Origin of the sequence: Pseudomonas sp. HLS-6, from assembly GCF_002753995.1 — a bacterium.
Lineage (GTDB): Bacteria > Pseudomonadota > Gammaproteobacteria > Pseudomonadales > Pseudomonadaceae > Aquipseudomonas > Aquipseudomonas defluvii.
Window position 1 is genome coordinate 5202963 of record NZ_CP024478.1, and the last position, 19374, is coordinate 5222336.

General features: G+C 58.2%; 17 protein-coding genes. 4 read left to right on the forward strand and 13 right to left on the reverse strand.

The window, feature by feature from the left end; translation table 11 throughout:
- Positions 1-87 precede the first annotated feature (87 nt).
- Positions 88-813 carry a methyl-accepting chemotaxis protein gene (locus CS390_RS25800; protein ID WP_371918276.1) on the forward strand — a complete coding sequence of 242 codons (726 nt, stop codon included), beginning with the start codon at positions 88-90 and terminating at the stop codon, positions 811-813.
- Between the two features lie 587 nt (positions 814-1400).
- Positions 1401-2831, forward strand: coding sequence for an IS1182 family transposase (locus tag CS390_RS24550; RefSeq protein ID WP_099773594.1), 1431 nt, complete (start codon positions 1401-1403; stop codon positions 2829-2831).
- A gap of 315 nt (positions 2832-3146) precedes the next feature.
- Here the strand turns inward: CS390_RS24550 and cydC are convergent, their stop codons facing one another.
- The 7 genes from cydC to CS390_RS24585 all read right to left on the reverse strand — a co-directional run bounded on the left by cydC (position 3147) and on the right by CS390_RS24585 (position 11411).
- On the reverse strand, positions 3147-4796 hold the full coding sequence (gene cydC / locus CS390_RS24555) for a thiol reductant ABC exporter subunit CydC (protein ID WP_099776438.1): 1650 nt from the start codon (positions 4794-4796) through the stop codon (positions 3147-3149).
- On the reverse strand, positions 4789-6474 hold the full coding sequence (cydD, locus tag CS390_RS24560; protein ID WP_099776440.1) for a thiol reductant ABC exporter subunit CydD: 1686 nt from the start codon (positions 6472-6474) through the stop codon (positions 4789-4791). The genes cydC and cydD overlap by 8 nt, the downstream gene beginning before the upstream one ends.
- Positions 6458-7456 (reverse strand): cytochrome d ubiquinol oxidase subunit II, encoded by a 999-nt coding sequence (cydB, locus tag CS390_RS24565; protein WP_241693790.1) that lies wholly within the window; start codon positions 7454-7456, stop codon positions 6458-6460. The genes cydD and cydB overlap by 17 nt, the downstream gene beginning before the upstream one ends.
- A gap of 4 nt (positions 7457-7460) precedes the next feature.
- The gene (locus CS390_RS24570) at positions 7461-8861 is read right to left on the reverse strand and encodes a cytochrome ubiquinol oxidase subunit I (RefSeq protein ID WP_099776444.1); all 1401 of its coding nucleotides are present in this window, start codon (positions 8859-8861) and stop codon (positions 7461-7463) included.
- Positions 8862-9164: 303 nt separating this feature from the next.
- Entirely contained in the window at positions 9165-10700 is a 1536-nt protein-coding gene (locus tag CS390_RS24575; RefSeq protein ID WP_099773211.1) for an IS66 family transposase, read from the reverse strand.
- Between the two features lie 61 nt (positions 10701-10761).
- On the reverse strand, positions 10762-11088 hold the full coding sequence (tnpB, locus tag CS390_RS25485; RefSeq protein ID WP_145991801.1) for an IS66 family insertion sequence element accessory protein TnpB: 327 nt from the start codon (positions 11086-11088) through the stop codon (positions 10762-10764).
- 5 nt (positions 11089-11093) lie between these two features.
- The gene (locus CS390_RS24585) at positions 11094-11411 is read right to left on the reverse strand and encodes a transposase (protein ID WP_079761861.1); all 318 of its coding nucleotides are present in this window, start codon (positions 11409-11411) and stop codon (positions 11094-11096) included.
- A gap of 188 nt (positions 11412-11599) precedes the next feature.
- Between CS390_RS24585 and CS390_RS24590 the strand changes: the two genes are divergently transcribed.
- Together CS390_RS24590 and CS390_RS24595 are read left to right on the forward strand one after the other, a co-directional pair.
- Positions 11600-12157, forward strand: a complete 558-nt coding sequence (locus CS390_RS24590; protein ID WP_099776446.1) for a DUF3365 domain-containing protein — start codon at positions 11600-11602, stop codon at positions 12155-12157.
- Positions 12150-12419, forward strand: coding sequence for a metal-sensing transcriptional repressor (locus CS390_RS24595; protein ID WP_065760708.1), 270 nt, complete (start codon positions 12150-12152; stop codon positions 12417-12419). The genes CS390_RS24590 and CS390_RS24595 overlap by 8 nt, the downstream gene beginning before the upstream one ends.
- Before the next feature lie 41 nt (positions 12420-12460).
- Here CS390_RS24595 and CS390_RS24600 read toward each other — a convergent pair whose 3' ends face one another.
- The 6 genes from CS390_RS24600 to CS390_RS24625 form a co-directional block, all read right to left on the reverse strand.
- On the reverse strand, positions 12461-13876 hold the full coding sequence (locus CS390_RS24600; protein WP_099776448.1) for a dihydrolipoyl dehydrogenase: 1416 nt from the start codon (positions 13874-13876) through the stop codon (positions 12461-12463).
- Between the two features lie 98 nt (positions 13877-13974).
- Complete coding sequence (locus tag CS390_RS24605) at positions 13975-14619, reverse strand: peroxiredoxin (RefSeq protein ID WP_099776450.1); 645 nt, start codon at positions 14617-14619, stop codon at positions 13975-13977.
- 285 nt (positions 14620-14904) lie between these two features.
- Positions 14905-15444, reverse strand: coding sequence for a sulfurtransferase (locus CS390_RS24610; RefSeq protein WP_099776453.1), 540 nt, complete (start codon positions 15442-15444; stop codon positions 14905-14907).
- 23 nt (positions 15445-15467) lie between these two features.
- Positions 15468-15848: a rhodanese-like domain-containing protein gene (locus CS390_RS24615; protein WP_099776455.1), complete on the reverse strand. Its 381-nt coding sequence runs from the start codon at positions 15846-15848 to the stop codon at positions 15468-15470.
- A 10-nt stretch (positions 15849-15858) separates the two neighbouring features.
- Positions 15859-17625 carry a SulP family inorganic anion transporter gene (locus CS390_RS24620; protein WP_099776457.1) on the reverse strand — a complete coding sequence of 589 codons (1767 nt, stop codon included), beginning with the start codon at positions 17623-17625 and terminating at the stop codon, positions 15859-15861.
- On the reverse strand, positions 17622-19364 hold the full coding sequence (locus CS390_RS24625) for a bifunctional protein tyrosine phosphatase family protein/NAD(P)/FAD-dependent oxidoreductase (RefSeq protein WP_099776459.1): 1743 nt from the start codon (positions 19362-19364) through the stop codon (positions 17622-17624). Before CS390_RS24625 ends, CS390_RS24620 begins: the two co-directional genes overlap by 4 nt.
- Positions 19365-19374 lie beyond the last annotated feature (10 nt).

Here is a 19374-nt window from a genome sequence, read left to right on the forward strand (position 1 = left end):
ACCTTGGGCCAGTCATCGACGCACTTGGTCAATGATGCGCAAGCTGCCGAATCGAGCGCCGAAACCTTGCGTTCGGAAGTGGATCAAGTGGCCACAGCAGTCAATCAGATGGCCGCCACCGTACAGGGCGTGGCCGCCAATGCCCAGGCAAGCTCGGCCCAAACCGGTGACGCTGATCGCCAGACGCAAGAAGCGATTGGCGTGGTGAACCAGACGATTGTCGAGATTCGTACCTTGGCCAACGAAGTCGGTCGGGCATCCGAAGTGATTCAAACCCTGGAAACCCACTCACGCTCCATTGGTGGGGTGCTGGAAGTGATACGGACCATTGCCGAACAAACCAACTTGCTGGCATTGAACGCCGCCATTGAAGCAGCACGCGCAGGCGAGCAAGGCCGAGGCTTTGCCGTGGTAGCCGATGAAGTCCGCACCTTGGCCAGCCGTACCCAGGCCTCGACACAAGAAATCCATGGCATGATCGAGCGCCTGCAGAGTGCGTCCCAAGAGGCCGTCGCAGTCATGCAGGAAAGCCGTACCTATGCCGAAAAAGGTGTCACGCAGGCCGAAATAGCCGGTCAGGCACTGGTGAACATCAGTACCTTGATGGCCTCGGTATCGGGGATGAGCTTGCACATCGCTGAAGCGGCTCGCGAGCAGTCCATGGTCAGCGATGAAATCAACCAGCGGATCAGCAGCGTGGCGAACGTCGCCGGGCGTACCGCAGAATTGTCTGAGAGCACACTGGCCAGTGGCCGAGCGGCTGGTGAAGACGCTCGACGGCTGGATGAGATTGTCAGCCAGTTCAAGCTCTAGGCCGGTCTGAAGCAGGCGAGCAGCGTTAGTAACCAACGTGTGGGAGGAAAATAAAGTGTCATCCTAACTACAGGACCCTGCAACGTAGCAATTCCTGCAAAAATCCATTTAAAACAATGACTTATTTCAATTCTGCCATCTGCAAGCGTTTTGTGGGGATGGAGGCCGGAATCATTAAAGTATCATCCTAATTTTCGCTCAACCTTGGAAAATGCTGAGAATCGTAAAAATAAAGTTTCATCCTTTCCGCTACTAGTTCAAGGCTTTCCCGCCGCTTTCTTCCGGCCGCCGGCAACAACGCTGCTTGGCTGAGGCGATCCACTTGCGCTACCGCTCACTGATCAGATCGCACTTGAACTCGACGAGCAGCCAACCATCAGGCCGAGCGTGATCGCCAAAAAAAACGGATCATGCGAAATCCTTCGTTGAGTTTGGCGCGGGTTTTTAGCAAATCAGCTGGCCCGCGATCCGGTTGAGAGTGATCCGAAGCGGTCCTTGACGACCGGCACAAATCGGCCCAGAGTGTGTAAAAACGCCCGGACATACCCTTGCTATGATTTCTGAGAACTTCATCGCAAGGGAAGCCCATGAAACGGTTTATCCAGGGTGAGCACCGAGGGCAAAGCACCTTACTTCCCGAGAGCCTCGACGACTACGTCAGCGATACCAACCCGGTACGGGTGGTTGATGTCTTCGTCGATGAACTCAACTTGGCCACGCTGGGTTTTGATGGCGTCATTCCAGCCGAAACCGGCAGACCGGCATACCACCCTGCGATCCTCCTGAAGATCTATATCTACGGCTATCTGAACCGCATCCAATCGAGCCGACGCCTTGAGCGAGAAGCTCAGCGCAATGTCGAGCTGATGTGGTTAACCGGGCGCTTGATGCCCGACTTCAAAACCATCGCCAACTTCCGAAAAGACAACAGCAAAGCTATTCGCGGCGCGTGCCGCCAGTTCGTTGTGCTGTGCCAGCAGTTGGGGCTGTTTAGCGAAAACCTGGTGGCCATCGACGGGAGCAAATTCAAGGCAGTGAACAACCGCGACCGCAATTTCACCAGCGCCAAACTAAAGCGGCGAATGGAGGAAATCGAGTCGAGCATCAACCGTTACCTGACCTCCCTTGATGCAGCTGATCGGCAATTGCCAAGCGCCGCTGAGCCAGATGCTACGCGCCTGGAAGAGAAAATCGCCAAGCTCAAAGCTCAGATGAAAGCGCTTCAGGTGATCGAATCTCAACTCAACGACTCTCCAGACAAACAGATTTCACTGACCGACCCCGATGCCCGCTCGATGATGACGCGTGGCAATGGCATTGTCGGCTACAACGTACAGACGGCGGTCGATACCCAGCACCATTTGATCGTTGCTCACGAGGTCACGAACGTTGGCTCTGACCGCGACCAACTCAGCTCGATGGCGAAGCAGGCTCGGGAAGCCATTGGTTCAGAAACGCTGTCGGTAGTGGCTGATCGGGGCTACTTCAAAAGCGAGGAAATCCTGGCCTGCCATAATGCAAAAATTACCGCTTATTTACCCAAGCCGATGACTTCAGGAGCTAAAGCGGACGGGCGTTTCAACAAAGATGCCTTCGTTTTTAACGCAGCCAAAAATGAATACGTTTGCCCAGCTGGTGAGGCATTGATTTGGCGTTTCTCTAGCGTCGAGAAAGGCCTGAACATGCACTGCTACTGGAGTTCGAACTGCCAGAGCTGCGCCCTGAAAACTCAGTGCACGCCGAGCAAGCAGCGACGAGTGCGGCGTTGGGAGCATGAAGCAGTGCTAGATGAAATGCAGATCCGGCTGAACCACGCGCCGGACATGATGCGAATCCGAAAACGCACTGTTGAGCATCCCTTCGGGACGCTCAAGCAATGGATGGGATCCACGCATTTTCTTACACGTAGGCTGGTCGGCGTCAGCGCGGAGATGAGCCTCAATGTGCTCGCCTACAACATGAAGCGAGTCATGAAAATCATCGGTACGGAAAGCTTGCTGAAGGCGCTGGCGGCATAAAAGCCCCGGCTTTTGCTGCTCTAGGTGGCGCTAAAGCGCTTCATAAGCGCCCTGGGGCGTTACCGGTGCTGATCGTGGCAAATGCCTGGGCAATCGACTCGCCCAACTGCGCTGGGCTGAGGTATCCAAGATACAAAAGTGTTTTTACACACTCTGGGCCAACAGCAGTCATCCGGCTTATACAAAATTATGGGCGATTCAGGTGGCAGGCCTGAGGCAGTGAAAAATTGGATCGTAGCTACCAGAGCTATACTTCAGCGATGCGTGAACGAAATCGAATCAAATACCAATCGCTAACGGAGCGTGCTGAGTAACTTAAATATCGCGCCAGCTTATTAGGTGATCGGCCTTGGGTAGTGCTTGCTCACTATGGCCCAGAAGCAGCACTGTGCGGCCCTGTAACCACGCGTCAATGCGCGGTTTGATGCGTTCGCGTGTGGCCAGATCAAGCCCGGAGTAGGGCTCGTCGAGTATCACCAACGGCGCGTTACGTAGCAGCACACGGGCCAGCGCTAAGCGCCGACCTTCACCGCCCGAGAGTTGTTTGCCGGTTTCGCCTACCCAGGTATTCAGGCCGTTAGCCGTGCCTTCAACCGTGTCGGCGAGGTCGACCATCTCCAGTGCCCACCACATTCGGTCATCACTTGCATCGGGCTGGCCGAGCAGCAGGTTGTCGGCGATGCTACCGTGTAGCAGTTCGGTCTCTTGGGTCAGGTAAGCTACTTTGCTGCGCCAAGCGTCGAGATCAAGCGCCGTTAACGCTATATCAGCTACGCACACCTCGCCGCTGTCGGGGTCGATCAAGCGTGCGGCCAGTGCAGCTAAGGTTGATTTTCCGCAACCGGATGGTCCAATTACCGCTAGGCGCTTACCCGCCGCTATGTTCAATTTCAGTTGGCTAATACCGGCATACGCCACGTTTACCGCCTTCCAGCTCAGGACCATGACCGCAGGTACCGGTAGCGGCGCTATAGCGCGGGGCAAGCGTCCAACAATCGCCACCTGTTGGTTCAGCCGTGCTGCGGCAGCGGTGGTTGCGCCCCACTGGGCGAAGGCGGCGGGTAACACGCTAAAGGCTTCGTTAAGCCCCATCAGCGCCAAGGCGATCATCACCATCAGCGGTCCGCTGAGCAGCCCTTGCTGGTAGGCAAATACGCCAGCGAACAGGCCGAGCAGACTGGCCCCTAAGACACCGAATAACCCTAGTGTTTGAAACAGCACCACACGGCCTTGCAGGCTTAGTTGCTCAGTCAATAACTGTTGGCTGCGGCTAAGTAGAGCTTGTTGATGCATGGCCAGACTACCGGCAGCAGACAACTCAGCTAAGCCCTGCAGTTGCTCGATGCACTGCACGCGCAAGCCATCCAACTGCTCGACGCGGTTAGCACTCAGGCGCAGACCGGCGGTGGCCATGCCGGCGGTTACCAGTAGCAACAGCGCCAGCAGCACTAACAGCAGCGTTAGCGCCAGCATCGGATGAAAAAGCGCGACCAGCCCGCACACCAGCACAATCGCCAGTAAAGCCACAGCTGGTGGGGCCAGCAGGCGCAGGTAGAGCGTATCCAGCGCATCAATATCGGCGGTCAAGCGGTTGAGCCACTGCGCTGCGCGCAGCCGACCCAAGGTGGCACCGTCCAATTTCGCCAAGGCGCTAAAATGGCGAACGCGCAGATCGGCCAGCAAGCCAAGCACGGTGTTGTGGTTAAACACCCGCTCGGCATAGCGCGCTACCGTGCGCGACAGGGCAAAAAAACGGATGCCGCTGCCCGGCACATAAATATCAAAAAATACTTTTTGCCCCGCGGCCCAAAGCAATGCAGTGACGCCGGTGGCGGTAATAAACCATCCCGACAAGGCCAGCAAGCCGATAGCGCTTAGTACGGTCAGCAGCATTAGCAGGGCGCCTGCTAACAGGCGCCCGCGCCAATGGCGCATGTCGCGCAGCCAGGGCAATAACTCAGTCATCGGCCAACGTTCCGTTGTTCAAGCGTACAACGCGATCAGCCATGTGCATCAGGGCCGGGTGGTGGGTGGCGATGACCACTGTGCGGCCGGCTGCTGCCAGCGCCTGTAAGGCTTTGACCACGTCAGCTTCGCTCTCTTCATCCAGGCTCGCGGTGGGTTCATCTAGCAGCACCAAGGCGGCGTCGTTCAGCCACACCCGCGCTAACGCCAAGCGCTGCGCTTGGCCGCCTGAAAGCCCGCGACCGCTTTCGTCCAGCAGGCTATCGAGGCCCTGTGGTTGAGCGGCCAACAGTTTACTCAAGCCCACAGCCGCCAGTGCCCGCTGCAAGGCGGCCGCGTCTGCATGGGGCGCGGTGAGGCGCAGGTTATCGGCCCAACTGCCCTTAATCAGAAACGGCCGCTGGCCCATCCACGCCAGTGGTTGCTCACCCGGCGGGCGGCCGAACAGGCTGATATGACCGGCATCTGGCTGGATAAAACCGGCTAGGCAATGCAGCAGACTCGACTTGCCTGACCCAGAGGGGCCGACCAGAGCCACCACCTCACCGGCCTTAATGCTCAGGTTTACGTCACGCAGGATTAAGCCGCGACCGACATAACCAAGCTGCAGGTTCTGCACGGTGATGCCGTTGGCGTCGCCGCCTGGCTGTTGCGCGGTTAGTTCCGGGATGGTGCTACCCAGTGCCTCCAGTTCCGCCAATGCATCAGCTGCTGCCAACGCCGCTGCGCGGTCGTGATAATGCTGGGCCAAGCTGCGCAGCGGCTGGAAGAACTCCGGTGCCAGCAGCAGGATAAACAAGCCGCTAAAGAGGGTCAGCGACGGCGATGGGCCGTAGCTGATGTAGCCGAGCAAGCCAAAGCCGATGTACATGGCCACCACCGCAATGGCCACCGAGGCAAAGAACTCCAGCACCGCCGACGAGAGAAACGCCACCCTCAGCGTCTCCATCGTTACCTTACGGTACGCCTGAGTAGCTTCTTCGATACGACTGACTGAGCGCTCAACCTGACCGAATAATTGCAAGCTGGTGAGGTTGCGCACCCGGTCGAGAAACTGTCCGGCCATGCGCCCGGCCTGCAGCACATGGCGCTGGCTAATGCGTTCGGCGTGCATGCCGACCAGGGCCATAAATAACGGAATAAGCGGTGCGGCCAGCAAGAGAAACAGCGCCGCAAGCCAATCCAGCCAGAACACCAGCGCCACCAGCATCAACGGCACCAGCGCCGCCAGCCATTGCTGCGGCAGGTAACGGGCGTAATAGCCATCGAGGGCGTCGACTTGCTCGACCCATTGGTTGGTGAGGCTTGCACTGGGCAGCGCTGCCAAACGTACCGGCCCGAGCCGGGCCCACAAGGCGCTCAATTCCCCCCGCACCTGTTGGCGAACCTTGGCGCTAGCCAGTTGGCCTAGTCGCTCCTGCACGGCAGCCGCTAGCACACGCAGCAACACCGCCAACAGCAACGCAGCCATCGTTGGCCACAGGCTATGCGCCGGGGCCGCGTCGATCAGCAAGGCGTGCACCAGCCAGGCCATCAATCCCATTTGCGCCGCAATCGCCACACCGCCCAGCATGCCGGCCGCCACCGCGCCATGCAGCAACGGGCGAACGGCATGCTGCTGGCGGGTCAGCCAGTGGCGGCTGCGCTGGCTGCGGGTTTTATCAGTGATAGCCGACACCTGCTTTTACCTTGCCGCGGAACACCCAGTAGGTCCACGCGGTATAGGTCAGCACGATAGGGATGACGAACAACAGACCCAGCAGCAGAAATAATTGCGACTCGGGTGCCGATGCAGCGTCCCAGATAGTGTGATTAGGCGGGATAATGTATGGCCATTTGGTCATCAACAACCCCAAATAGGTGAAGATAAATAGGCCCATGGTTGCCATAAACGGCATGGCTTCACGACGCTTGAGCAGGCTGCGGAAAATCTGTAGCGCGCACAAGCCGGCCAATACAGGGAAGGCCCAGATCAGGCTAATTGAGGTGAACCAGCGAGCATAGGCGTTCGGGTCTACCGATGGCGTCCAGACGCTGATGGCGACAAACACCACCAATACCGCCGCTAATAGCTTCGGTGCCAGCGTGAAGGCCCAGTCCTGAATGTAGCCTTCGGATTTCATGATCAACCAGGTGCAGCCGAGCAAGGCGTAACCGGCCAGCAGGCCGATGCCGGTGAGCACGGTGAACGGCGTCAACCAATCCAGCGCACCGCCCACATACACCAGCCCCTCGGTATTGAAGCCCTGAATGTAGGCACCCACTACCGCACCTTGGGCGAACGAAGCAATGATCGAACCGCCGGCAAAGGCCCAGTTCCACAGGTAGCGCGAGGTGTTTGCCTTGAAGCGAAACTCAAACGCCACGCCACGGAAGATCAAACCCGCCAGCAGCAAAAACACACCGATGTACATGGCCGGCAGCAACACCGAGTACACCAGCGGAAAGGCCGCTAACAGGCCCGCGCCGCCTAGCACCAGCCAGGTTTCGTTACCGTCCCAGACCGGTGCCACCGAGTTCATCATCACATCGCGGGCCTGCTCGTCCGGGGCGAAGGGGAAGAGAATCCCCACGCCCAGGTCAAAACCGTCCATCAACACATACATGATGATGCCGAAGGCAATGATCCCTGCCCAAATGAGTGTAAGGTCAAAAGGCACCATTTCAATTGTCCCCCTGTTCTAGACGTACATGGGTGGCCGACAGCGGACGTGCTGGGCGTTCCACTTCGTGGGTTTCTTCGGCACTTAAGTCTTCTTCGAGTCCGTCCTGCAACACGCGGAATAGGTAATACAGCCCGGCACTGAAGACCACGGCATAGACCAGTATGTAACCAATCAGAGTGAACAACGCCATGCCGCCAGTGAGTGAAGGCGTTAACCCTTGCGCGTGTGTCATCACTCCGTAGATCAGCCAGGGCGCACGCCCGGCCTCAGTTACAACCCAGCCGGCGAGCACAGCCAGAAAAGGAGTAACACTCATCCAGCGCATGCCATTGAGAAACCAAGGGGTTTGCCAGTAACGACCGCCACGGCGCAGTACGAACCCTGTCAAACCGAAGGCAATCATTAGCAACCCAATACCCACCATCACTCGGAACGCCCAGAACACAACAAACACAGGCGGTTGCTCGGCATAGGGCACTTCGGAAATACCAGGCAGCTCACCTTCCCAGTCATGAGTCAATATAAGACTGGCTAGTTTGGGAATGGCAATCTCAAAGTGGTTCGTTTGCGCCTCTTGATCCGGCCAGGCAAACAGCAGCAGCGGCACGCCAGAAGCGCGCTCCCAGTTACCCTCCATGGCTGCCACTTTGGTCGGCTGATGTTGCAGCGTGTTCAAACCATGGTAATCACCTACAACCGCTTGGGTAGGGGCGATAACCAGGATCATCCACAGGCTGACCGACAGGGCTTTGCGGTTCACCTCCACCTCGCGCTTGCGCAGTAAATACCAGGCGCTAACGCCCGCCACCACAAAGGCACCGGTGAGGAACGAGGCAAGGCCCATGTGCATAAAACGGTAGATAAACGAGGGACTGAAGAGCGCCTGCGACCAGGACACGACATGGATCATGCCATCACGCAGCTCGGTGCCAACCGGCGTTTGCATCCAGCTGTTGGCCGAGAGAATCCAGAACGAGGAGATAAAGGTGCCCAACGCCACCATGCAGGCAGCCAGCAGGTGTACGCCTGGCGGTACTTTATCGCGGCCAAACAGCAACACACCGAGGAACGCCGCTTCAAGGAAGAATGCAGTGATCACTTCATAACTCAGCACTGGGCCGAGGAAGTTAGACGCCGCATATGAGAAGTTGCTCCAGTTGGTACCGAACTGGAAGGCCATGACGATGCCCGACACTACCCCCATGCCGAATACCACGGCAAAAACCTGCGTCCAGAACTTCGACAGCCTTACCCAAACGGGATCACCCGTTCGAAAGGCCATGGTTTCCAAAAAGGCGATGAATGAGGCCAGGCCGATGGTGAACACCGGGAAGATGGCGTGGAAGCAAACCACAAAGGCAAATTGCAGTCGCGAGAGGAAGAGCGGGTCTAATTCCATCTGAGTCGATCCTGTGTTTGGAACTGACTGAAAACCGATTAAGCAGTCGCCTTTTTCGGCCATTTCAGTCTAACTCATAACACCCCTGGGGGTATGTGGGCGAAATGCCGCACTCCCTTGCGCAGCACACTTTCTGCCACCGTCAGGTAATCACTTCATGCAGATGAAAAGCGTATCTGTTTGTCAGTGAGTCTTCAGCTATCCCGTCTTCAGGCCAGTAATTTTGTGTGTTTAGTCATTGGCATGAACACGACATGGTTTTTCTGCATGCAATGGCGCGTCCCTTTAGTAAGCGAACGGGCATTACACCTTGCCGACGGATACCCAGCTGTGCGGCAGCAGCTCGGCCAGAGCGCTGGCCTTCTGCGTCGGCAGTCGCGTTAGCACATCCTTGAGATAGGCATACGGATCATGCCCATTCATCCGCGCCGACTGGATCAGGCTCATGATTGCCGCCGCCCGTTTGCCGCTGCGTAGCGACCCGGCAAACAGCCAATTGGAGCGACCTAGAGCCCACGGGCGGATCTGGTTCTCGACTTGGTTGTTGTCGATGGGCACAGCGCCATCGTCCAGGTAGCGCGTCAGCGCTACCCAGCGTTTGAGGCTGTAATCCAAAGCTTTCGCCGTGGCTGAGCCGTTGGGCACAAGATCACGCTGGGCCAGCATCCAGTCATGTAGTGCGTCGAGGAGCGGTGAAGCCTTTTCCTGCCGTATTCGCCAGCGTTCTTCATTGCTCATGTCGCGCACTTGGCGTTCGACTTCGTACAGCCCAGCGATAGAGTGCAGCGCCTGTTCGGCCAGTTGGCTTTTGTTCGCCGCGTGCAGATCGAAGAACTTGCGGCGGGCGTGAGCCATGCAACCGATTTCGGTGATGCCTTGCTCGAAGCTGGCCTTGTAGCCAGCGAAGTCGTCGCAGACCAGCTTGCCATTCCACTGGCCAAGAAAATTGCGCGCATGCTCGCCGGCACGGCTGGGGCTGAAGTCGTAGACCACGGCCTTCAGATCGGCGAAGGGCGTGGTGCTGTAGGCCCAGACGTAGGCACGGTGGGTCTTCTTCTCGCCGGGCGCGAGCATCGAAACCGGGGTTTCGTCGGCATGGATCACGCGCTGGGCAAGCACCGCTTCGCGCAGCGCATCGACTAGGGGCTGGAGCTGCACGCCGGTTTGCCCGACCCACTGTGCCAGTGTCGAACGAGCGATGGCCAGGCCGGCACGGCCAAAGATCTTCTCCTGCCGGTACAGCGGTAGGTGGTCGGCGAACTTGGCCACCATCACGTGAGCCAGCAGGCCGGCGGTAGGGATCCCCTTGTTGATCACCTGGGCCGGCACGGGCGCCTGGATCAGCGTTTCGCATTGGCGGCAGGCCCATTTCCCACGCACGTGCTGTTCGACGGTGAACACGCCCGGCGTGTAGTCGAGCTTTTCGCTGACGTCTTCGCCGACGCGCTGAAGCTGGCAACCGCAGGCGCACTGGGTGTTCTCCGGCTCGTGACGGATCACGGTGCGCGGAAATTGCGGTGGCAGCGGTGTGCGCTTGGGTTGTTGGCGTGGTTCGGCTGGGGTAACCGGAGGATTGACGGCTTTCAGCTCGGCCTCGATGGCGGCGATGTCGGTGTCGAGCAGGTCATCAAGCAGGCTGCCCTGATCAGGGCTTAGCTGCTCGCTGCGCTTGGCGAACTTGTGCCGTTTGAACCATGCGATTTCGTGGGTGAGCTGCTCGATGACTGTTTGATCGCGGTGGATCTTTTTGCCCATCGCATCGACTTGCGTGAGCAACTGCGCGGCCAGTGCGCGCAGCTGGTCAGGTGTCAGTTGGTCGAGATTGGGCGAGGAAGTCATGCCGCTGATTGTGCCAGAGCAGGCGGTCAGCGGAGATAAACCGATGGGCTAATGGCAGGTGCTACAGCACTGTGATCGCGCCGGCTGCGCCGACTCGCTGCCAGGGCAACCCCAGTACCAAAGCCTGAAGTTGCTCGGTGTCGAGTTCGACTTCCGAGCCGTGCCGGATGCCTGGCCAATGAAACTTGCCCTGGTGCAAGCGCCGCGCGGCGAGCCAGATACCCACGCCGTCATGCACCAGAACTTTCATGCGGTTGGCGCGGCGATTGGCGAACAGATAGGCGCAGTGCGGCTTCGCCGCACCGAACACCGCCACCACGCGGGCCAACGCGGTTTCAGTACCCGCACGCATATCCATCGGCTCGGTGGCGAGCCAGATACTATCCACGCGGATCACTGGGCGAGCCCACGGACAAAGCGGGCGCAACCTTCAGGATCGGAGGCTGGCCATTTCACCGTGACCGATTGCGCGCCCAGCGGTAGCTCGATAATCACCGCTGCTTCAGCTGGTCGTTTGGGCGTAACCCTCGCAGGAACGAACGCCGGCAACGCCGCTGGCAGTTGATCCCGATAAAGCGGTAGCCACTTGCGAATGACGTTGGCGTTGATGCCATGGCGTATGGCCACGCTGGAGACGGTCGCACCAGGTTGCAGGCACTCCTGAACAACCTGGGCCTTGAACGGTTTGGGGTAAGAGCTTCGTTGGCGCATGGAAATCCCGGCGATAAGGGCTATCGCGTCCGCTTAAAAATACGCGGACACCATCGCCCTTAATGCGGGATTGCGGAAGGTGACTTGGCTGGACGCTTACTCCCTTTAGTTGATTCTGAGTAGTCACCTTGGCTAAGTCGTAGCTATACTCCCACGGGTATGTGGAAAGCTATTTCTCTGGAGACGTTATGCGATTGATCACTGCAGTTCTTATAGGTTCGTTGAGCATGGCTGCTTACGCTGAGGATTTTCAGGCTTTAAAGGCAGAGGGCGCAGCGCTAATACCACCTTTCGGGCAGCATTTGATGTCTACCGTAAAGTCTGCGATGGAGTCCGGCGGGCCTGTAAAGGCCGTAGAGGCTTGCCAGTTATTGGCTCCAGAGATTGCTGGGCAGCACAGCAAGCAACCTTGGAAGGTTGGACGTACCTCATTGAAGGTACGTAACCCGGCCAATACTGCAGATGCCTGGGAAAAACAGGTCCTCGAGCAATTTGCCGAGCGTGCAGCTGCAGGTGAACCGGTGACTGAGCTCAGTCATGCCGAGGTTGTTGGCGGCGAGTTCCGCATGATGAAAGCCATTGCCACTGGTGAGCCATGCCTAGCCTGTCATGGCAAAAACATTCAGCCGTCTCTTGCCGCGGTGATTGATGTACGCTACCCAGAGGATGAGGCTCGTGGATTCGCTTTGGGTGAATTGCGAGGTGCTTTTACTTTGCGGCGTACTTTAGAAGTTGGAAATGATTGAATTAACGCAGTTAGAACATCGTGACTCTCTGTTAAAGCGTCTGGCCCGCGTCGAGGGCCAGGTGCGTGGCATTCAAGCCATGATCAAGCGCGGCGATGAATGCGAGTCTATTGCTCAGCAGTTCAGCGCCGCCCGTAAGGCGCTGGATAAGGCTTATCAGGAGATGCTGATCTGCTTGGCCGAAGAGGCCATCCTCACCCCTGACCACAGTAACCAAGACAAGCTGGCGCAAGTCAGGGCCATCTTCACCAAGTACACCTAACGGCTGCGTACGCCAAAAATTGGCGCAGCCGTCGTAGCGCCTCACTCTTCGGCCGAGAGCCCAAGGGGCAAGCCTTGAGGGTCAGTGAAGTGTTTGGCGATTTCTTGCAATGCTGTGGCCAGCAACTCTTCCACCACAGGGTGGTAGAACGGCATTTGCAGCAGGCTTTGCGCCGTTTCACCGCGCTGTATGGCCCACGCTAGTTGATGCGCCAAGTGTTCGCCGTCGATACTGAGAAGCGAGGCGCCGAGTAGTAAACCGCTGGTGCTATCGGCGTAAATATTCAGCAGGCTGCGTTCACCGCCCAAGATGCGCAAACGGCCATTCGCTTCGCCCGACGCACTGCCAACGATAATCCGGCTGGGTTCTAGCTCGCTCAAGCGTTTACCAATGGTCGCGACATCAGGTTTAGCGAAGGCGATGGACAGCGAAGTTTTTTGCCGGAAGCGTGTGGGAGTGGTCCGCGCTGCGTTATAGCCGGCTATCGCACCTTCGTCAGCCGCTTCATGCATCAAAGCGCGCTGCCCGTTAGCGTCACCGGCAATGTACACCGGCCAATCGTCCAGCCGCAGAGTGGCCGGGTCAAACAGCGGCTCGCCACGTTCTTGCAGGGTAAAACCTGCAGCCTGCAGATTCAGCTCATCGGTGTTCGCGCGCCGGCCGGTTGCCACCAATAGCAGGTCAATAGTTACGCAGCGCTCACCTGAACGCAGCACCAGCCCATGCTCTGCACGTTCAACGCTGGCGGGTTGGCCGAGCCAGATTGGCATCTCTTGCGAGAAAACCTCGACTGCACGGGCGGCCACCTGTGGGTCGTCAATACCTGCCAGGCTTGAACCGCCAGCCGCTGTGACTTCAATGCCGAGCCGGCTGAGCGCCAGACCCATTTCCAGCCCCAGCGCGCCCAAACCCAACACCCCGATGCGTGCCGGCAATTCTGCCATCTCAAACAGCGTGTCCGTGGTGACAATCCGGTCTGCAAACGGAGCCAGCCAGCCGGGGATAAACGGGCGCGAGCCGGTGGCGATAATCACCGCGCCTGCGCGGATGACGTGCGTACCTTCAGCGCTTTCAACTTCCAGCAAGGTGGGTTCAAGAAAGCGTGCGCGCCCCTCGATCAGCTGTTTACCCGCCGCGGCGCGGGCTTTGTTAGCGGCGTTGTTAGAGAAGAAATCACGCTGCTCACGCAGAGCTGCCCAAGTTATGGCGTTATCAAGCTGCAGCGCCTCGCTATTCGCCACACCGATGGCCGGCATGGCCAAACGTGACTGCCATAGATCGGCTGCATGCAGCGCCAACTTGGAGGGCATGCAACCCACTCTGGCGCAGGTGGTGCCGAGCGGGCCGTGGTCGATAAGGACAAAACTTCGCCCGGCGCGGCGTACCTCACGCAGTGCATAAAGCCCGGCTGTACCGGCACCAATAATGGCAACGTCGACGGTGATTTCTGTACGCATGACCGGAGAATCCTTTTCGACTTGAGATGCAGAAAACCGCTGTATATGCGAAGGCATATGCAGCGGTTTGACGGGCAGTAAAGCCCTTTTGCTAAGCGTTACAGCGTTTTAGTGGAGAAGTACCAATCCACTGTTTCGTAGCCTTCAGCGGCGCGTTTCTCGGCAGCTTCTGCAGTTTTTGGCGGCGGTACGATAACCGGCTGGCCCGGACGCCAGTTTTCCGGAGTTGCCACGCTGTTGTCGTCGGCTGTTTGCATGGCTTGTAGCAGACGCACGAACTCATCAATGCTGCGGCCGTTGCTCATTGGGTAGTACACCATCGCGCGCAGAATACCGTTTGGGTCGATAAAAAAGGTCGCCCGTACCGCTTGGGTATCCGCCGCGCCCGGGTGAACCATGCCGTAGGCACTGGCCACCTTCATGGAGATGTCTTCAATGATCGGGAAGGGGATTTCGACGTCGAACTTCTCTTTGATGTTGCGCATCCAGGCCAAGTGCGAAAACAGGCTGTCGATGGACAGACCCAGAAGCTCGCAATTCATTTCAGCGAACGTTGGCGCAGCTTTAGCAAAGCCAATAAATTCAGTGGTGCACACCGGCGTGAAGTCTGCCGGGTGGGAGAACAGAATTAACCACTTGCCACGGTAGTCTTCCAGCGAACGATCACCAGACGTGGTGCGAGCGGTGAACGGAGGTGCTGGCTCGTTGAGGCGAGGGAAGCTCATCTGCGGGCTATTTTCCATGGTGCATTTCCTTTTGATGAATACGATTAGGTGCAGCGGTCGTATTTGGGCGATGTGGCCGGATGAAAAAGGTAGCGACGTCAGTGGTCATCAACATAGTCCTCCTGCAGTCACCCAATATACCCCTGGGGGTATATTGGGCTAGCTTAGCAAATTCTTCTAGTGATTAAACCGAAGCGTTTCTATCGATGGCATAGGCACAAGCAATACGGCGTTAAAACTCGGTGTATGGCCGGGTACATGAGCCGCTAAGCCAGAGGTGACTAACCCTGGGCTGGCAAGCGGTTAAGGGCGATACATCTTGGAGGGGTTCATTTTTGCGCTCCATGGCAGCCCGACGTTTTGCCAGCCGCTTTGCAGGCGCATGCCGGCTTGCGGGCCCTCTTTGAGCGCCGAGCCTTGGAAGCCATCAACCACGTAGCGGGCATTGGGGAAGCCGTTAGCGCGAAGAAAATCTGCACTTGGCTTACCGCGCTCACTGCCGGAACGGCACATGGTAATAATTTCACTTTGGGCAGTTAGGCCGTGCTTGGCCAACGCCGCTTTTACCTCGGCAATAAAATTGGGGTTCTGTGCGATTGAGTAAGTGCCGCGTGTTTCATCCCACGCGCTGCGGTCAACCAGCAGATAGGGGATGTTGGTGTGCACGTCATCGGTAAAGCCGACAAACATGATCTCGACTGGGTCACGCACATCGATAAACAGCAGTTGCGTTACGTCTTGCTGCAGGCGCTTGTGCACCTCTTGTGCATTGGCGGAAAGATCCACCGCGTGGGCGGCGAAGGTCAGCAGGCTGAGGCAAATAGCAGTCAGTAGGCGTTGCATGAGTGCTCCTTTGGCCAATGGCCTTAATCGAATGCAGGAAGGTGCGGTGTGTCGATAGCCTTATCGGCAGCGCTCCACGCCTCAAAGCCACCTTGAATTGACAGCACGTGCAGGTAGCCCATCTCTTTTAATGAGCACGCGGCTAACGCCGCGCGGCCGCTGTTTTTGCAATAGAGCACCAGCTTCTGGTCGCGTTGCGCCAGCTCAGGTTCATTGCTCAGTTTGAATTCCAGCAAGCCGCGGGGGATGTTGATGGCACCGGGGATGTGCCCGGCGTGAAATTCATCGGCTTCGCGCACATCGATCACTACATCAGCCGCCTTGATAGCAGCGTCAGCCTCCTGCAGGTCAATTTCATGGATGCGCTTTTTAGCGGCGGCTACCAAGTCATGGGCAGTTTTCATCAGAATGTCCTTATGCATGGGGTTGGGTGTCGGCGCGCAGATTGCTCGGCAGTAAGGTCTGCTGGGTAAGCTGCGGCGCTAAAGCTTTTAGGGCCTCGAACTGGCTGATAAACACCTGGCCACCAAAGTGCTGGAGAAAGCTTGAGCGGCGCAGCTGATCCATCACCGGGCCTTTAACTTCGGACAGGTGCAGCTGAATGTTGGCGGTTTTTAGGCGTTCAACAACGGCTTCCAGCGAATCAAGGGCGCTGGCATCAATCAGGTTGACGCCCGAACACATCAGCACCAAATGGCGAACTTGAGGTCGATTGGCTATCAGTTCGCCAATCCGATCCTCGAGGTAGCGGGCGTTGGGGAAGTACAGGCTTTCATCGACCCGCAGCGACAGCACGTTGGGCGACTCAATAACCGCAAAACGCTCGATATTGCGAAAATGCTCGCTGCCCGGTACTTGGCCGACAACCGCCATGTGCGGCTGGCTGGTGCGCCAAAGAAACAGCAACAGTGAGAGCCCCACGCCGATCAGGATGCCAGCCTCAACACCGATCAACAGCACACCGATAATCGTCGCCAACTGCGCGACGCCGTCAGGGCGCGAATATCGCCAGGTGCGGCTCAGCGAACCAAGGTCAACCAAACTCAGCACCGCGACAATAATCGTCGCGGCCAATACGGCTTGCGGCAGGTTATGCAGCAGCGGGGTCAGCAGCATGACGCTGAGGCCGATACCGGCGGCGGTGAACACTCCGGCCATGGGAGTTTGCGCGCCGGCGTCATAGTTGACCACCGAACGAGAAAAACCACCGGTAACAGGAAAGCCACCACTAAAGGCTGCACTCAGATTGGCTGTCCCCAAGCCGAGCAACTCATTGTCGGGCTCGATACGTTGGCGCCGTTTTGCTGCGAGCGTTTGGCCTACCGACACCGACTCAACAAAACCTACCAAGCTGATCAACAGCGCTGCGGGCAGCAGTTGCATGGCTAAAGCGATATCCAGTGTGGGCAACATAAGCCCTGGTAAGCCCTGTGGGATGACCCCGACCACTTTCACCCCAGCGTGCTCCAGTTGCAGCAGTGACACCGCGGTAATGGCGGCAATAATCGCCATCACCGGCCCGGCCTTGGCTAAGTTGCCGGCCATTTGCACAGACAGCCCCATCCGTTGCAGAACAGGTTTTAGGCGCGCCCGCGCCCACCACAGCCATACCAGGCTGAACACACCGATCAGCACGGTTTGCCAGTGCGCACTCGGCAGCCCTAACCACAGCTGCGGGATTACCTGCCGCAGGCTCTCACCCGAGGCGCTGATGCCCAGCAGGTGCTTAAGCTGACCCACAGCGATAAGAATGCCGGAGGCACTGATAAAACCAGACACGACAGGGTGACTGAGGAAATTCGCTAAAAAGCCCAGCCGCAACATCGCCATGCTGCTGAGCAGCAACCCAGACAAAAGCGCCAGCAGCATCGCCGCGCCGATATAGGCTTCGCTGCCCGCAGGGAACAGTGGCGCGAGCGCTGCGGCAGTCATCAGCGACACCACCGCCACTGGGCCTACGGCCAAGGTGCGGCTGGAGCCAAAAACGGCATAAGCCAACAGCGGCAAAATGCTCGCATACAGGCCCGTCACCGGCGGCAAACCGGCGAGCATGGCGTAGGCCAGGCTCTGCGGGATCAGCATCAGCGTTACGATCAGTGCGGCCAGGCCGTCTTGGGCCGCGCTGCTGCGGTCATAACAGCGCCCCCACTCGAGGCAGGGCAGCCAGTGGCTCAGTTTCATTTGGCCTGATCCTTTCCAAAATCACAGGCCGCTGCTGCTTGAACGGCAGCGGGTTCATGCTGCAAACGTTTGGGTGCGGCCAGCCATTCACGGCCGTGTAGCATCATGTCGAAGTAGATGCTGGGCATCAGCTTAACTTTCAGCTCCCAAGCCAAGCGGCGCGGTATGGCGGGGTCTAACGGGAAGGTAGGCAGCAGTTTGCCGCCGTAGCCAAACTCCGCCAGTAGCACTTTGCCACGCTCAACCGTTAGCGGGCATGAGCCGTAACCGTCGTACAGCGCGCGTGGCCCTTTTCCGGCGAGAACAGAGATCACGTTTTCCGCGACCACCGGCGCTTGCTTGCGCACGGCGGCAGCGGTTTTGGCGTTGGGTGATGCACAAACGTCACCCAAGCTGAAGATATTGCCGAAGCGCGGATGGCGCAGGGTTTCTGCGTCTGCCTCAACCCAGCCCTCGGCATTAACCAAAGAGCTTTGGCGAATAAACTCAGGCGCGCGTTGGGACGGCACGGCGTGCAGTATGTCAAAGGATTTTTCGATGGTTTGGCTGTTGCCTGCCGTATCCACCTGGTTAAACCATGCTTTGCGCGCCGGGCCGTCCACTGCCGTTAGGGTGGTGTTGAAGTGAAGCTGGGCGTTGTAGCGCTCGATGTATTTCATCAGCGGCGGAACGAAGGTCGGCACGCCGAATAACACCGCACCAGCGGTGCAAAACTCGACGTCAATGTCAGGCAGTACCCCTTGTTTTTGCCACCAGTCACACGACAGGTATAGCGCCTTCTGCGGCGCACCGGCGCACTTGATCGGCATTGGAGGCTGGGTAAACAGCGCGTTGCCTTTGCGTAAATTTTGCACCAGTTGCCAGGTGTAGGGCGCCAGCTCAAATTGATAATTGGAGGTGACGCCGTTCTGCCCCAGCGTCTCTTTGAGGCCTTCGACGGCATCCCAGTGCAGGCTTAAACCGGGGCAGACGATCAGGGCGCGGTAGCCAATCCGGTTGCCGTCTTCAAGCACCGCACATTGCTGCTCGGGCTCAAAGCCGGCCACTGCGGCGCAAATCCATTGCGCACCTCGGGGAATGCAACGGGCCATCGGCCGTTCGGTGTGGGCTCGGTCAAAAATACCAGCGCCAACTAGCGTCCAGCCAGGTTGGTAGTAGTGATGTTCACTTGGATCGACTACGGCGATTCGCAAGTGCGGGTCTCGCCGTAGCAGGCTGGCCGTCACCGCGCAACCGGCGGCGCCACCGCCAACCACCACCACGTCATAGCGCTGGGTAGGCGGCGTGCTGCGTTGCGCTGTGGCGAGGGGGGCATTCTGCCAACGCTGCTCTAAGCGCGGCGCCAGGCCGCTGAGGTCATAGCCGTTGTTCTGCGCCGTTTTAAGCAGCGCGTGCGGGTCTAAGTGGCGCGCTTCACTCAATGCCCACAGCGTTGTGGAGCGTGTGCCGGTGCGACAGAACGCCAGCACCGGGCCGCGCACGTGGCCGAGCAGCTCAGTAAAAGCCGCCACCTGTTCATCGCTGATCTGCCCCGCCGTCACTGGCAGGAAGAAGTATTCAAGACCACTCGCCAGCGCTGCCGTTTGAATTTCGGCTGAGCTGGGTTGGTCTTCACCTTCGCCGTCGGGGCGGTTATTTATCACGCTGCGAAACCCTGCCGCGGCGAGTGTGCCCATGTCTGCTGGTTGCAACTGCCCAGCGACGGCGATAAACGGGCTGAGGTGTTTTAGTGCATCCATGGTCAGCACC